This window comes from Streptomyces sp. NPDC001927 (assembly GCF_053594455.1).
The window spans coordinates 352,723-366,621 of record NZ_JBSFEN010000007.1 but is presented as its reverse complement, the minus strand read 5'-3'; the positions used below and the strand labels follow the sequence as shown (position 1 = coordinate 366,621).

12 protein-coding genes are annotated in these 13,899 nt (G+C 73.1%); 6 read left to right on the top strand and 6 right to left on the bottom strand.

The annotated features are described in order from the left end of the window. Nucleotide 1: 1 nt before the first annotated feature. Nucleotides 2-2,890, bottom strand: a complete 2,889-nt coding sequence (locus ACWCO8_RS21510) for an FG-GAP repeat domain-containing protein (protein ID WP_451033546.1) — start codon at nt 2,888-2,890, stop codon at nt 2-4. After that, nucleotides 2,887-5,424, bottom strand: coding sequence for a S8 family serine peptidase (locus ACWCO8_RS21505; RefSeq protein WP_451033545.1), 2,538 nt, complete (start codon nt 5,422-5,424; stop codon nt 2,887-2,889). Before ACWCO8_RS21505 ends, ACWCO8_RS21510 begins: the two co-directional genes overlap by 4 nt. A gap of 207 nt (nt 5,425-5,631) precedes the next feature. On the opposite strand from ACWCO8_RS21505, the gene ACWCO8_RS21500 reads away from it, so the two are divergent. The 3 genes from ACWCO8_RS21500 to ACWCO8_RS21490 all read left to right on the top strand — a co-directional run bounded on the left by ACWCO8_RS21500 (nt 5,632) and on the right by ACWCO8_RS21490 (nt 8,777). Beyond that, nucleotides 5,632-6,105 (top strand): DUF3574 domain-containing protein, encoded by a 474-nt coding sequence (locus tag ACWCO8_RS21500; protein ID WP_451033544.1) that lies wholly within the window; start codon nt 5,632-5,634, stop codon nt 6,103-6,105. Nucleotides 6,106-6,222: 117 nt separating this feature from the next. Then, on the top strand, nt 6,223-7,614 hold the full coding sequence (locus tag ACWCO8_RS21495; RefSeq protein ID WP_451033543.1) for an aldehyde dehydrogenase family protein: 1,392 nt from the start codon (nt 6,223-6,225) through the stop codon (nt 7,612-7,614). Nucleotides 7,615-7,691: 77 nt separating this feature from the next. Further along, nucleotides 7,692-8,777: a zinc-binding dehydrogenase gene (locus ACWCO8_RS21490; RefSeq protein ID WP_451033542.1), complete on the top strand. Its 1,086-nt coding sequence runs from the start codon at nt 7,692-7,694 to the stop codon at nt 8,775-8,777. Here the strand turns inward: ACWCO8_RS21490 and ACWCO8_RS21485 are convergent. The 3 genes from ACWCO8_RS21485 to ACWCO8_RS21475 are packed head-to-tail and all read right to left on the bottom strand — an operon-like array spanning nt 8,774 to nt 11,166. Then, entirely contained in the window at nt 8,774-9,736 is a 963-nt protein-coding gene (locus ACWCO8_RS21485; protein WP_451033541.1) for a DMT family transporter, read from the bottom strand. The two genes, ACWCO8_RS21490 and ACWCO8_RS21485, sit on opposite strands and share 4 nt — an antisense overlap. A gap of 32 nt (nt 9,737-9,768) precedes the next feature. Beyond that, nucleotides 9,769-10,464 carry an ArsR/SmtB family transcription factor gene (locus tag ACWCO8_RS21480; RefSeq protein ID WP_451033540.1) on the bottom strand — a complete coding sequence of 232 codons (696 nt, stop codon included), beginning with the start codon at nt 10,462-10,464 and terminating at the stop codon, nt 9,769-9,771. Nucleotides 10,465-10,482: 18 nt separating this feature from the next. Next, nucleotides 10,483-11,166, bottom strand: coding sequence for a TetR/AcrR family transcriptional regulator (locus ACWCO8_RS21475; protein WP_451033539.1), 684 nt, complete (start codon nt 11,164-11,166; stop codon nt 10,483-10,485). 73 nt (nt 11,167-11,239) lie between these two features. On the opposite strand from ACWCO8_RS21475, the gene ACWCO8_RS21470 reads away from it, so the two are divergent. From ACWCO8_RS21470 to ACWCO8_RS21460, 3 genes are all read left to right on the top strand, one after another. Continuing rightward, a complete protein-coding gene (locus tag ACWCO8_RS21470; RefSeq protein ID WP_451033538.1) occupies nt 11,240-12,391 on the top strand; it encodes an acyl-CoA dehydrogenase family protein in 1,152 nt (383 codons plus the stop codon). A gap of 70 nt (nt 12,392-12,461) precedes the next feature. Next, a complete protein-coding gene (locus tag ACWCO8_RS21465) occupies nt 12,462-12,749 on the top strand; it encodes a YiaA/YiaB family inner membrane protein (protein WP_362004302.1) in 288 nt (95 codons plus the stop codon). Between the two features lie 64 nt (nt 12,750-12,813). Further along, nucleotides 12,814-13,440 (top strand): TetR/AcrR family transcriptional regulator, encoded by a 627-nt coding sequence (locus ACWCO8_RS21460; protein WP_451033537.1) that lies wholly within the window; start codon nt 12,814-12,816, stop codon nt 13,438-13,440. Here ACWCO8_RS21460 and ACWCO8_RS21455 read toward each other — a convergent pair. After that, on the bottom strand, nt 13,431-13,892 hold the full coding sequence (locus ACWCO8_RS21455) for a MaoC family dehydratase (RefSeq protein WP_451033536.1): 462 nt from the start codon (nt 13,890-13,892) through the stop codon (nt 13,431-13,433). The two genes, ACWCO8_RS21460 and ACWCO8_RS21455, sit on opposite strands and share 10 nt — an antisense overlap. Nucleotides 13,893-13,899: the final 7 nt, after the last annotated feature.

Below are 13,899 nucleotides of genomic sequence, written 5' to 3'. Positions count from 1 at the left end.
GTCAGGAAGCGGTCAGAACACCCGTCACCATCCCATGCAGGTTGTTGTCCGACAGCAGGTAGCGGCCGCCGGACAGCTCGATCGTCCGGTCGAATCCGGTGTCGTCCTTGTCCAGGCCGACGACCTCGTCCACCCCGTCACCGGTCAGGTCCGCCACGATCAGGTTCTGCGAGGCGTACCGCGACAGACTCGTCAGCTGGCTCGGGTAGTTGCGGCCGCCCGTCAGCACCGCCGGGTCCCAGACGGACATCGAGCCCTCCGTCCCGCCGACCAGCAGCCGACGCCCGCCGGGCCCGGTCGCGAACGCGCCCCGGTGCACGGGCGGCAGGACCAGGGTGAGGTGCTGGCCGCCGTCCGCCGCGTAGGTGCGGAAGGACGCCGTGCCGGCGAGGACCAGGCCCTCGTCGCCGGTGAACCAGTTACCGAGGGTCCAGGGCCCGCCCCCCGTGGCCGTCCCCACGACCTTGCCCGTCCGTACGTCCCGGAACTCGAAGAACGTGGTCAGGGACTCGCCCTCCCTCACGAGCCAGGAGTGCACCACCGCGTGCCCGTCGGCGTACGGGATGCGGGGTGAGGCGTAGACCCCGTGGTAGAGCTGCGCCGCGTAGATCCGGGTGTCGGCGTCGCCCGTCCAGGTCGGGTCGGCGGTCCAGGCGAGCCGGCCCGTCCGGGCCTCGAGCGCCATGCCGTTGACGATCCCGCCGGTGTCGAGGGAACCCGGGGTCTGGTACGAGCCCATCACCCGGCCGTCGGCCACCGCCAGGTCCGAGAAGACGACCGGGCCCGCGCCCGCGGGGGCGTACGACCACAGGAGCCGCCCGCCGCCGCTGTACGCCCGTACCGCGTCCGTGGGCACCAGCACCTCGTCGTCCCGGTCCCCGTCGAGGTCGGCGACCGCCACCGAGCGGACGAACCGCCCGTGCCCGTCGATCTCCTCGCGCACCGCGCCCGTCCGGGCGTCCACGATCACCGCCGCCGCGTCGGCCGCGACCACCAGGTCGTCCTCGCGCCCGTCGCCGTCCGTGTCACCGAGCACGATGTCCCCGGTCACCGAGCCCGGCAGCGTGGCCTGCCACAACACCCGAGGCTTCCCGGCCGCGAGCGACGGCCCGTCGAACGCCCACATCCCCTGCGACTGACCGGCCGCCACGACGTCCTTGCGGCCGTCGCCGTTCACGTCCACCGCGATACCCGTGGACAGATCGGCCGGGAGCGGAGTGAGCGCGCTCGCACGCCCGTTGCCGAGCCGGTACGAGCGGATGTTCTGCTCGTTGTCGACCGTCCGCACCAGCCAGTCGCCGCCCGAGCGGTACGGCTGGGAGTACAGCGGCGACGCCGCGACGCCCGTCTTCGACCAACGGAGCCCACCGTCACGGCCGTTCAGCGCGGTCAGCGTGCCGTAGCGGGTGCCGCCCGGGTTGGCGGCGGTCTCGGCGCCCTCGGTCGTCACGTACGAGGCGAGCACCGTGCCGTCCGCGATCTCCAGGCCGAGCGCCGAATCGCCGTCCTTGGCGTTGTCCTCGGCGCGCTTGACCGTCTGCGACCACAGCTCGGTCGCGTCCGTGCCCCGCAGGGCGCGCACGGTGGCCGCGTTGACGAAGAGGTACTCGTCGAGGGTGGCCTCGGCGACCGCGTACTCGACACCGCCGCCGTCCCGCAGCTCGCCGATCGCCAGTTCGGTGCCGACGGCGTTGATCCGCTCGTCCAGGACGGTCCGGGTGCCGTCGGCGAGGTCGTACGAGGCGATCTCGTACCGCAGCCCGTCGCGGTAGTCGGACTGCTCCAGGGCCACCAGGCGGCCACGGGAGGAGTCGTGCAGAGCCTCACGGCCGTACAGGCTCCCGTCCGTCCGCCAACGCACCGAGCCGTCGGACGTGTTCAGCACGAGCGTGTGGCTCTCGGCAGGCGCCGTCGGCGTCTTGCGGACGTGCCAGGACACGGCCGCCGTCCCACCGGTCAGCGGCGTGACCGAGGACCACCGGCCGTCGCGCTGCCCCGTCTCGTACGTCCAGGTCGCCGTCGGGGTCAGCTTCCCCTCCGCGTACCCGAAGCGGAAGGCGTGCAGGGCGGTCGTGGCCGCCTTGTCCGCGTTCAGGTTGGTCGAGGGCTGGTCGGCGACGAGCAGGGTGTCGCCCGCGAGGACCACCTGCTGGGCGTCGGCGAAGAGCCGGCTCCAGAGGGTGGCGCCGGTGCGGCCGTCGAGGACGGTCACGAACGTACCGGTGGACAGCGGCGAACCGGGGGAGGTGAACGGGCGGTACGGGCTGGTGCCGACGTCCGCCGTGAAGACGATGTCCGCGACCCCGTCGCCCGTCAGGTCGCCCTGCGACCAGCCCCGGTCGGCGTTGTCCGCGAACGGGCTGTTCGCGTGGTACCCGAGCGTGATCCGCGCCGGGACCGCCTGGCCCTGCCAGGGGCGGATGTTCTTGACCTGCCAGTCGGCGTAGAGGGAGTCGTTGTCCCGCTTCCACACCGTCCGGCCGGAGGCGGTGAGCCGGGTGACCGTACCGAGGCTGTGCACGGCGAGGAAGTCACCCCGCCCGCCACCGAGTTGGGCGGTCTCGGCCTGACCGCGGTAGGTCTCCAGGGCGGAGGCCTGGGTGAGGGTGACGCCTCCGGCCGCTGGGTCCGCGTTGAGGGCCGCCCGGCCACCGTCTTCCGGAGCGGCCGTCTCCGGCGTGACCCGCTGCGGATCGGCGGCCTCGAGAGCGCGCTGCTCCAGGGCGTCGGCCTGGGCGTCGGTCAGGACCCGTGGGGACGGTTCGGCCTCGGCGTACGCGGTGGTGGCGGGCAGCGCGGTGAGCGCGAGACCGGCCGCGACCAGGGCGGAGGCGAGGCGCACCGCCCGCCGGGAACGGGAGGTGGAAGCCGGGTGCGTCGGGGAAGTCATCGGACCGCCTTCGGGGTGATGCGGATCGCGGACCTGTCGGCGATCACGGGCTCGTTGACGGAGATTGGGAGGGCGTCGGTGCCGGCCTGGTTCTCGATGCCGACGGTCGCCTTGCCGCCCGCCTCCAAGGCCGATCCGGCGCCGATCGACTGGTACTGGAGGACGATCGCGCCGGTGGCCTCCTCGAAGACGGCCTCGAAGGTGACGCGCCGGCCGGTGTCGGCGGCGAAGGCCGCGTTCTCCCAGACGATCGCGAACCGCCGCTGTCCGGTCGCGCCCGTGGTCGTCGTCTTCACCGCGGACTTGGCGTCGACCGTGAGGTCGTCCCAGTACGCGGCGAGGATGCCGTTGGGCTGGCCCGGCGAGGGCAGCGCGGTGTTGGCGTAGTCGCCGAGGCGCGGGGCGAGGAAGTTGACCAGACCGTTGGTGGTCACGCTCGCCTGGCTGTACGGGACTCCGTAGAACGAGACCGGGAAGGGCAGGGCGATCGTCTTCGCGTTCTCGTCACCGGAGAGGGCGACCTTGGTCCTCCCGTCGACCCAGGCGTACGCGGTCGGCCGGCAGCTGTTGCCGAAGGCGTCGCTACGGGCGGGCAGTGCGGCGGTCACGTTCTCGGCGCCGTCCACGGTCAGGGCTGCCGTGTGCGTGCCGTTGCAGAGGACGGGCGCGGCCGGGGTCGCGGTGAGGGTGAAGGCGCCCTCGGCGACCGCCGGGAAGCGGAACGCTCCGGCGGCGTCGGTCACGACCGGCGCGAGCGGGGCGTCGGTGAAGCGGACGGTGGCGCCCTTCAGCGGCTTGCCCGTGACGTCGAGGACCGTGCCGGAGACGGCGTGCGCCGGTACGGCGTCCAGGGCGACGTCGTGGCCCAGGCTCTGGCCGGTGGTGACGGTCAGGTTCTCCTCGGTGGCGGGCCGGTAGCCGTATCCGGTGGCGGTGAGGGTGTACGTCCCCGCCGCCAGGGTGAGCCGGTAGGCGCCCGACGCGTCGGTGGTCACCGAACGTCGGCCGTCCCCGGCGCGGGCGGTCAGGGTGACACCGGCGAGCGGGGCGCCGGTCGCGCGGTCGGTGACCGTGCCGGTGACGGTGGCCGCGCTGTGCGGGGCCCGGTCGACGGCGGCGAGGATGTCCAGCTTGCCCTCGCCCCAGACGTTGTTGGCGCCGGCGGTGCCGCCGCAGTGGGTGTCGTCGACGTCCCGCGCGGTGGTGTTCAGGGCGGCCCGGGTGGCGTCGATGTTCCCGACGAGGGACGGGGCCGAGGACCAGAGCAGCGCGACGGCGCCCGCGACGTGCGGGGTGGCCATCGACGTACCCGAGATGGCGCGATAGCCGCTGCCCGGCCAGGTGGAGCGGACGTCGACACCGGGGGCGGAGATGTTCGGCTTCATCGAGCCGTCGACCCGGGAGGGGCCGAAGCCGGAGAAGGCCGCGATCTTCCCGTTCACGTCGTAGGCGCCGACGCCGTAGGCCGGGGCCTGGGCGCCGGGGGCCTCCGTGGTCGAACAGGTGGTGCCGTTGCCCGCGTTGCCGGCGGCGAAGGCCTCGAAGATGCCGGCGGCGTTCCAGGACTCGATGATGTCCTGGTAGAAGGTGGTGTTCCCGCCGCCCCAGGAGTTGTTGACGATGTCCGGGGCGAGGTCGGGGCGCGGGTTCTCGCCGTTGCGGTCCGTCGGCGCGAGGATCCACTGCCCGGACTTCAGCAGCGAGGAGTCCGAACAGCTGCGGGCCTCGCAGCCCTTGGCGGCGATCCACGTCGCGCCCGGGGCGACGCCGACGCCGCCCGCTCCCGCGATCGTGCCCATGGTGTGGGTGCCGTGGCCGTTGTTGTCGCAGGGCGCGCCGCCCGTGCACTGGCCGGTCGGGTCGTACCAGTTGTAGTCGTGGCTGAAGGTGCCGTCCCCGAGGTTGCCCCGGTAATTGCCCTTCAGGTCCGGGTGGTCGTACTGCACGCCCGAGTCGATGTTCGCGACGACGATGCCCTCGCCGCGGTTGTCGTACCGCTCCCAGACCTGGTCGGCCTTGATGTCCTTGACGCCCCACTCCGCGGTGACGGCGGCCTCGGCGGTGACCGCGCCCTGGGCGACGGTGTCGAGCGCGTAGTGCCGCTCCTGGCGGATGGACGCCACGTCGGGGCGGGCGGCGAGCTTCTCGACGAGGTCCTTGCCGCCCGTCACCTTCACGGCGTTGGCGATCCAGTACGCCTCGTACCCGACCTTCGCCCGGTCCAGATAGCGGGTCAGGGAGGACTGGCTGCGGGCGGCCCCGGCGCGCAGCGACGCGAACGCGGCGGCGGCCTTCTTCTCGTGCCCGCGCTGCTTCCGCGCGCCCGAGAGGTCGGCGCGGTCGGCGAGGACGACGAAGAAGGTGGCGTCCCGGCCGGAGTCGACGGTTGCTGTCACGCCCGGATCGACCTGCGCGACGGCCGTCGACCCGGGGGATGCGGTGGTCTTCCCTGGGGCGGCCGCCGCGGACGGCGCGCCGAGCAGGGCCGCCGCCGTGACGGCGACCGCGGCCCAGGCGGTGGATCTGCGATGCATGTGGGTGGCTCCTCCATCGCTGGTACGGGGGAAGCCGACGCCCCGCCTCCCCGTCGTTCCCGGGGGTGGGAGCGCGGAGGTGGCGGGGCGGGCTCGGCCGGGACGCTAGAACTGGTCCGTTACTGAGGAATTACTGAGCCCCGGACCGCCCGGGGCCGAACTCGGCCCCGGTACCGGCTCCGAACCCGAACCACGAAGGACGTGTCCATGCCGCTGCGCCCGCTGACCACCCGTACGCGTGTCGCCTTCGCCACCGCCGGACTCCTGATCGCCGCCGGCGCCCCCACCGCGTACGCCACCCTCGGCGCGGAGACGCCGGCGCGGGCCGCCGTCACCGCGCAGGCGCGGGGCAAGGCGTACGTCGAGACCCGGCTCTTCTTCGGGACCGAGCGCCCCGACGGCGGCCCGGCCGTCACCGACGAGCAGTTCATGGCCTTCGTCGACGCCGAGGTGACCCCTGACTTTCCGGCCGGTCTTACTGTCCAGAACGGGCGTGGACAGTGGCGCGACAAGAACGGGACCATCGAGCGGGAGCGCTCGTACGAGCTGATCCTGCTCTACCCGGCGTCGGAGGCGCGGGTGCACGATCCGCGGATCGAGGAGGTCAGGGAGGCGTACCGGAAGGCATTCGGGCAGGAGTCGGTGGCCCGGCTCGACGAGCCGACGGTGGCCGACTTCTGAGCGGGGGAGGGCGGCTCTGGCGCTGAAAAACTAACAGCGCTAGTTTGGTGCCGGATGGCGCGTGCCGTACCGGCCGCTGACGAAGACGGAAGAACCCAGGAACCGAAGGAGCAGCGGATGAAGAGCCACGACGCGATGTACATCGGCGGGGAGTGGCGGCCCGCCGCCTCCCAGGACACCCTCCCGGTCGTCAACCCGGCGGACGAGCAGGTCATCGCCCATGTGCCGGCCGGCAACGCCGAGGATGTCGACACGGCCGTACGGGCCGCCCGCGCGGCCTTCCCCGGCTGGGCCGCCACCCCGCCCGCCGAGCGCGCCAAGCTGATCGGCGCCCTCCGCGACGGCCTCGCCGCCCGCGCCGAGGAGATCGCCGCCACGGTCACGGCCGAGCTCGGCGCGCCGCCGCAGCTCGCGTCCGCCGTCCACGCGGGCCTGCCGATCGCCGTGGCGGGTACGTACGCCGAACTCGCCGCCGCCCACTCCTTCGAGGAGAAGGTCGGCAACTCGACCGTCTACTCCGAGCCGGTCGGCGTCGTCGGCGCGATCACCCCGTGGAACTACCCGCTCCACCAGATCGTCGCCAAGGTCGCCCCCGCACTCGCGGCCGGCTGCACCGTCGTCCTGAAGCCCGCCGAGGACACCCCGCTGACCGCCCAGCTCTTCGCTGAGGCGGTCCACGGCGCGGGCCTCCCGGCCGGGGTCTTCAACCTGGTCACCGGCCTCGGCCCGGTCGCCGGGCAGGCGCTCGCCGAGCACCCGGACGTCGACCTCGTCTCCTTCACCGGCTCGACCGCCGTCGGCCGCCGGATCGGCGCCCTCGCGGGCGGCGCGGTCAAGCGGGTCGCCCTGGAGCTCGGCGGCAAGTCCGCCAACGTCATCCTGCCGAGCGCCGATCTCGGCAAGGCCGTCGCCGTCGGCATCGCCAACGTCATGGCCAACTCGGGCCAGACGTGCAGCGCCTGGACCCGGATGCTGGTCCACCGCGACCAGTACGACGAGGCTGTGGCGCTGGCCGCCGAGGCCGTCGCGAAGTACGTTCCCGGCGAGCGCGTCGGCCCGCTCGTCAACGCCAAGCAGCAGCAGCGGGTGCGCGGCTACATCGAGAAGGGCGTCGAGGAGGGGGCCCGGATCGTCGCGGGCGGCCCCGAGGCCCCGCGCGAGACCGGCTACTACGTCTCCCCGACGGTCTTCGCCGACGTCACCCCGGACATGACCATCGCCCAGGAGGAGATCTTCGGCCCGGTCGTCTCGATCCTGCGGTACGAGGACGAGGACGACGCTCTCGCCATCGCCAACGGGACCGTGTACGGACTCGGGGGCGCCGTCTGGGGCGAGCCGGAGGCGGCCGTCGCCTTCGCCCGCCGCATGGACACCGGTCAGGTCGACATCAACGGCGGCCGCTTCAACCCGCTGGCCCCGTTCGGCGGCTACAAGCAGTCGGGTGTGGGGCGCGAACTCGGGGCGCACGGCCTCTCCGAGTACCTCCAGACCAAGTCCCTCCAGTTCTGACAGTTCCGACCGTTCGGCCAGTTCTGCCAATTCCGACCCTTCCGACTCTCCCCTGGACCTGAGGAGTAAGACGCGTCATGAGCGTGGTCCGCGCCGCCTTCCTGCCCGCCGTCGGCTCTCCCCTGGAGATCGCCGGGATACGGCTGCCCGAGCCCGGCCCCGGCCAGGTCAGGGTCCGCCTCGCCGCCGCCGGGGTCTGCCACTCCGACCTCTCCCTCTCCAACGGCACCATGCGCGTGCCCGTCCCCGCCGTCCTCGGCCACGAGGGCGCCGGGACGGTCGTCGCCGTCGGCGAGGGCGTCACGCACGTCGCCGTCGGCGACGGCGTGGTCCTCAACTGGGCGCCGTCCTGCGGCGCCTGCCACCCGTGCTCGCTCGGCGAGGTCTGGCTCTGCGCCGACGCGCTGACCGGCGCCGGGAACATCCACGCCACCACCGAGGACGGCACCGACCTCCACCCCGGGCTCAATGTGGCCGCCTTCGCCGAGGAGACCGTCGTCGCGGCGAAGTGCGTCCTGCCCGTCCCCGACGGCGTCCCGCTCACCGACGCGGCCCTCCTCGGCTGCGCCGTCCTCACCGGCTGGGGCGCGATCCACCACTCGGCGCGGGTCCGGCAGGGCGAGACCGTCGTCGTGTACGGCGTCGGCGGCGTCGGCCTCGCCACGATCCAGGCCGCACGGATCGCGGGCGCCTCGACGATCGTCGCCGTGGACGTCTCGCCCGAGAAGGAGGCCCTGGCGCGGGCCGCCGGGGCGACCGAGTACGTCGTCGCCTCCGCGACCACCGCCAAGGAGGTCCGGAAGCTGACGGGCGGCCAGGGCGCCGACGTGGCCGTCGAGTGCGTGGGCCGCGCCACCACCATCCGTACCGCCTGGGACTCCACCCGGCGCGGCGGCCGCACCACGGTCGTCGGCATCGGCGGCAAGGACCAGGAGGTCACCTTCCACGCCCTGGAGCTCTTCCACTGGGGCCGGACGCTCTCCGGCTGCGTGTACGGGAACTCCGACCCGGCCAAGGACCTGCCCGTGCTCGCCGAGCACATCCGGGCCGGCCGCCTCGACCTGGGCGGGCTCGTCACCGAACGCATCACCCTGGACGGCATCCCGGGCGCCTTCGACAACATGCTCGCGGGCAAGGGCGGCCGGGCGCTCGTCGTCTTCTAGCGGCCTTCGGCGGAATCGACGCTCTCGGCCGGCGCCGCCGGCTTCGACGCAGGCTTCGGCCGGGAGCGCGAGACCGCCACACCCGCCAGGCACAGCGCACCGCCCGCGAGCGTCAGCAGCCCGGGCAGCTCCCCGAGGAACACCCACGCCATGAGGACCACGAGCGCCGGCACGGCGTACGTCGTCGCGCCCATCCGGCCCGCGGTCGTACGGGCCAGGGCGTAGGCCCAGGTCGTGAAGGCGAGCGCGGTCGGGAACACTCCGAGGTACACCATGTTCAGGGTCGCCGAGAGCGGCGCCCGGGCCGCCTCGTCGACCAGCTGCCCGGCGAAGGGCAGGCACGCGACCGCGCCGACGAGGCACCCGAAGGTCGTGACCTGCAGGGCGCTGCCGTGGGCGAGGGCGGGCTTCTGGGCGACGACACCGCCCGCGTACGCGATCGCCGCGACCAGGCAGAGCACGACGCCGAGCACGGAGGCGTGCCCCTCGCCCGACATGGAGAGCCCGACCGCCACCGCGCCCGCGAAGGACACCGCCATGCCCGCGACCAGCCGGGGCGGCAGCTTCTCGCCGAGGAACCGGGCACCGAGCAGGGCGATCAGGATCGGCCCGATGTTCACGACCATCGCGGCCGTGCCCGCGTCGACCTCCTGCTCGCCCCAGTTGAGCGCCACCATGTACGCGCCGAACCACAGGACCCCGGAGACCGCGATCCCCGGCCACGCCGCCCGGGGCGGCAGACCCTCCCGGCGGACCAGCAGGACCACGCCGAGGACCAGGGCCCCGGAGAGGAGCCGGCCGAGGGCGAGCGCGCCGGGGGAGTAGGCCTCCCCGGCGCTGCGGATCGAGACGAAGGCGGAGGCCCACAGGACGACGGTGACACCGGCGGCGGCGAGCGCCAGGCGTGAGCCGGCGTGGGACGTGGGGGAGGCGGCGGACGTGGCGGGGGAGTCGGTCATGGGGTGACCGTAGGCCCCCGACCCTTCGGCGCTCACCGCAATATCGCCGGGTCGATGCCCAGCGCCTCCTGGAGCGCGCGCTCCCCGACGGGGGTCACCTTCACCGCGCGCTGCGAGCCGATCCGTACGCACCAGCCGCTGTCCAGGGCATGGGCGCAGAGCGTCGCGCCGGCGATGCCCGCGAGATGCGGCTTGCGTTCGGTCCAGTCGAGACAGCCGCGGGCGAGCGGCCGCCGGCCCCGGGGCGCCAGCGGGATGCCGTGCTCCCCGAACCACTCCACGCCCCGGTCGGTGAGCGCGAACCCGGTGTCCTGGCGCAGCAGTCCGCGCGCGGTCATGGCCTCGGTGATCGTGATCCCGAGCCGCCCCGCGAGATGGTCGTAACAGGTACGCCCCCGGGCCATCGCCCGCCCGGCCCCCGCCGCGCCGAGCGTCGGCGGCGGTGCTGTGCCTGCCGGTTCGGAGCGGGCGGCGAGGTCCTCCACGAGATGGGCGATCCCCGGGTCGGCGAGCCGGACGTACCGGTGCCGCCCCTGCCGCTCCTCCGCGAGCACCCCGCCCGCGACGAGCTTCCCGAGGTGCTCACTGGCGGTCGACGGCGCCACGCGCGCGTGGCGCGCCAACTCCCCGGCGGTCCAGGCCCGCCCGTCGAGCAGCGCGAGCACGAAGGCGGCACGGGTCTCGTCGGCGAAGAGCGCCGCGAGCGCGGCCAGGTCTTTGGATGCCATGCGTCCAGGATCGCGCGACTACGGTTCGGCGACGGCCGAACCGTCCTCTACGCGGGCCCCCCGGGCCACTCCCGCCTCGTACTGCATCGCCAGTCCGTCGAGGAGCGCCCGCAGGCCCGTGTCGAAGGCGCCCTCGTCGACCTTCTGGCGGTGTTCCGCGAGCAGGTGCGCCTGGCCGAGGTGGGGGTAGTCGGCCGGGTCGTAGGCCGTCTCGTCGTCGACGAAGCCGCGGGCGAAGGAGCCCAGGGCCGAACCGGTCACGAAGTAGCGCATCAGCGCGCCGATGTACGTCGCCTGCGCCGGGGGCCAGCCGGCCCGGACCATCGCGCCGAAGACCGCGTCGGCGACCCGCAGGCCCGCCGGTCGGCGGCCCGGGCCCTGGGCGAGGACGGGGACGATGTTCGGGTGGTCGGCGAGGGCGGCGCGGTAGGAGGCCGCCCAGTCGTGCAGGGCCGTACGCCAGTCTCGGTCGTCGCCCTCCTCGAACATCGACAGGTCGACTTTCGCGCTGACCGCGTCGGCGACCGCGTCCAGGATCTCGTCCTTGGTGCGGAAGTGGTTGTACAGGGACGGTCCGCTCACTCCGAGTTCGGCCGCGAGCCGCCGGGTCGAGAGCGCCGCGAGGCCCTCGGCGTCCACGAGCGCGCTCGCCGTCTCGACGATGCGTTCTCTGCTCAGGAGGGGCTTGCGCGGTCGGGCCATGGCGCACATAGTAGGCCTGCGCAGCAGAAACTAGCAGTGCTAATTAAAGTCTTCCCCGAAGGTCGGTGGCGTCGTGAACCTGGAGCTCAGCGAGGAACAGGAAGCCGTGCGGCAGCTCGCCGAGGACTTCGTCGCCCGCGAGGTCGCCCCGCACGTGGTCGCGTGGGACCGGGCCGAGAACGTGGACCGGTCGATCGTGAAGAAGCTGGGGGCCGTCGGCTTCCTCGGCCTGACGATCCCGGAGGAGTACGGCGGTTCGGGCGGCGACCACCTCTCCTACTGCCTCGTCACCGAGGAGCTCGGCCGCGGCGACTCCTCCGTGCGCGGCATCGTCTCCGTCTCCCTCGGCCTCGTCGCCAAGACCATCGCCTCCTGGGGCGACGAGGAGCAGAAGCGGAGCTGGCTGCCCCGGCTCGCCTCCGGCGAGGCGATCGGCTGCTTCGGTCTGACCGAGCCCGGCACCGGCTCGGACGCCGGCAACCTCGCCACCAGGGCCGTACGCGACGGGGACGCGTACGTCGTCAACGGCTCGAAGATGTTCATCACCAACGGCACCTGGGCCGACGTGGTCCTGCTCTTCGCCCGTACGGGGGACGCCCCCGGCCACAAGGGCGTCTCCGCCTTCCTCGTCCCCACCGACACCCCCGGCCTCACCCGCCGCACGATCCACGGCAAGCTCGGGCTGCGCGGCCAGGCGACCGCCGAACTGGTCCTGGAGGACGTACGCGTCCCCGCCTCCGCGATGCTCGGCCCCGAGGGCAAGGGCTTCTCCGTCGCCATGTCCGCCCTCGCCAAGGGGCGGATGTCGGTCGCCGCCGGCTGCGTCGGCATCGCGCAGGCCGCCCTCGACGCCGCCGTGCGATACGCGGGGGAGCGCGAGCAGTTCGGCAAGCCCATCGCCTCGTACCAGCTGGTGCAGGAGCTGATCAGCGACATCGCCGTCGACGTGGACGCCGCCCGGCTGCTGACCTGGCGGGTCGCCGACCTGATCGACCGGGGCCAGGACTTCGCCACCGCCGCCTCCAAGGCCAAGCTGTACGCCTCCGAGGCCGCCGTGCGCGCGGCGAACAACGCCCTCCAGGTCTTCGGCGGTTACGGCTACATCGACGAGTACCCGGTCGGCAAGCTGCTGCGCGACGCGCGCGTGATGACGCTGTACGAGGGCACGAGCCAGATCCAGAAGCTGATCATCGGGCGGGCGCTGACGGGCGTGTCCGCGTTCTGAGTACCTCGCGGAGCGCGGCTGAGTATCCGGACGGATGTGGCCCGCGCCACATCCGCCGGATCCTTGGTCCATGAGCGACACACCGGTCAAGCAGCAGAACACGGCCGCCTACTACATGCAGGCCGTCATCTCCTTCGGGCTCGCGCTCGCGGCCGTGGGCATCGGCATCTTCAATCTGGAGGCGGACGCCTGGGTGCGGTCCTTCCTCGCCATCGCCGTCCTCTATCTCACGACCTCCGCCTTCACCCTCGCCAAGGTCGTCCGCGACCGGCAGGAGGCGGGGCAGATCGTGAGCCGGGTCGACCAGGCCCGGCTGGAGAAGCTCCTCGCCGAGCACGACCCGTTCCAGAAGCTCTGAGGCTAAGCGCTTGCTCAGCTTCGTTGTATGGTGTTCGTCCTGACGGCTGGAGAAGGGGCGAACCATGAGCGTCGCTGAGGAGACGCCCGGCGGCGAGGACGCGCCGTGGGGCGAGGTCACGCCCGAGGCGGCCCGGCGGCTGCTCGTCGCGGCCGTCGAGGCGTTCGCCGAGCGCGGCTACCACGCCACCACGACCCGGGACATCGCCGGCCGCGCCGGCATGAGCCCGGCCGCGCTCTACATCCACTACAAGACCAAGGAAGAGCTGCTCCACCGGATCAGCCGCATCGGCCACGACAAGGCCCTCGAGATCCTCACGGCCGCCGCCGACGGCGAGGGCACAGCGGGCGAGCGGCTCGCCGACGCCGTACGGTCCTTCGTGCGCTGGCACGCCGAGCGGCACACCACGGCGCGGGTCGTCCAGTACGAGCTCGACGCCCTCGGGCCCGAGCACCGCACCGAGATCGTGGCGCTGCGCCGGGAGTCCGACGCCACCGTGCGCCGGATCATCAACGAGGGCGTGGCGGCGAGGGAGTTCGACGTACCGGACGTCGCGGGCACCACCGTCGCGGTGCTGTCGCTCTGCATCGACGTCTCGCGCTGGTTCAACACCCAGGGCCGCCGGACGCCGGACGAGGTCGGCGCGCTCTACGCCGACCTCGTGCTGCGGATGGTCGGCGCTCAGAAGTAGTAGCGCGAGACCGACTCGGCGACGCAGACCGGCTTGTCGCCGCCCTCGCGCTCCACCGTCACGGTCGCGGTCACCTGGACGCCGCCGCCGGCCTCCGTCACCTCGGTCAGGACGGCCCCGGCGCGCAGCCGCGAGCCGACGGGTACGGGGGCGGGGAAACGGACCTTGTTGGTGCCGTAGTTGAGGCCCATCTTCATGCCCTCGACGCGCATGATCTGCGGGACCAGGGTGGGCAGCAGCGAGAGCGTCAGATAGCCGTGCGCGATGGTCTTCCCGAACGGCCCGCCGGCCGCCCGATCCGGGTCCACGTGGATCCACTGGTGGTCACCGGTCGCGTCGGCGAACAGATCGATCCGCTTCTGCTCGATCTCCAGCCAGTCGCTGTGTCCCAGCTGCTCGCCGACGGCGGCACGCAGCTCCTCGGCGGAGGTGAAGATCCTCGGCTCAGCCATGTTTCCC

Coding starts and splice junctions, on each gene's coding strand:
- ACWCO8_RS21510 (WP_451033546.1), bottom strand. CDS start 2,890: ATGACTTCCCCGACGCACCCGGCTTCCACCTCCCGTTCCCGGCGGGCG.
- ACWCO8_RS21505 (WP_451033545.1), bottom strand. CDS start 5,424: ATGCATCGCAGATCCACCGCCTGGGCCGCGGTCGCCGTCACGGCGGCG.
- ACWCO8_RS21500 (WP_451033544.1), top strand. CDS start 5,632: ATGCCGCTGCGCCCGCTGACCACCCGTACGCGTGTCGCCTTCGCCACC.
- ACWCO8_RS21495 (WP_451033543.1), top strand. CDS start 6,223: ATGAAGAGCCACGACGCGATGTACATCGGCGGGGAGTGGCGGCCCGCC.
- ACWCO8_RS21490 (WP_451033542.1), top strand. CDS start 7,692: ATGAGCGTGGTCCGCGCCGCCTTCCTGCCCGCCGTCGGCTCTCCCCTG.
- ACWCO8_RS21485 (WP_451033541.1), bottom strand. CDS start 9,736: ATGACCGACTCCCCCGCCACGTCCGCCGCCTCCCCCACGTCCCACGCC.
- ACWCO8_RS21480 (WP_451033540.1), bottom strand. CDS start 10,464: ATGGCATCCAAAGACCTGGCCGCGCTCGCGGCGCTCTTCGCCGACGAG.
- ACWCO8_RS21475 (WP_451033539.1), bottom strand. CDS start 11,166: ATGGCCCGACCGCGCAAGCCCCTCCTGAGCAGAGAACGCATCGTCGAG.
- ACWCO8_RS21465 (WP_362004302.1), top strand. CDS start 12,462: ATGAGCGACACACCGGTCAAGCAGCAGAACACGGCCGCCTACTACATG.
- ACWCO8_RS21460 (WP_451033537.1), top strand. CDS start 12,814: ATGAGCGTCGCTGAGGAGACGCCCGGCGGCGAGGACGCGCCGTGGGGC.
- ACWCO8_RS21455 (WP_451033536.1), bottom strand. CDS start 13,892: ATGGCTGAGCCGAGGATCTTCACCTCCGCCGAGGAGCTGCGTGCCGCC.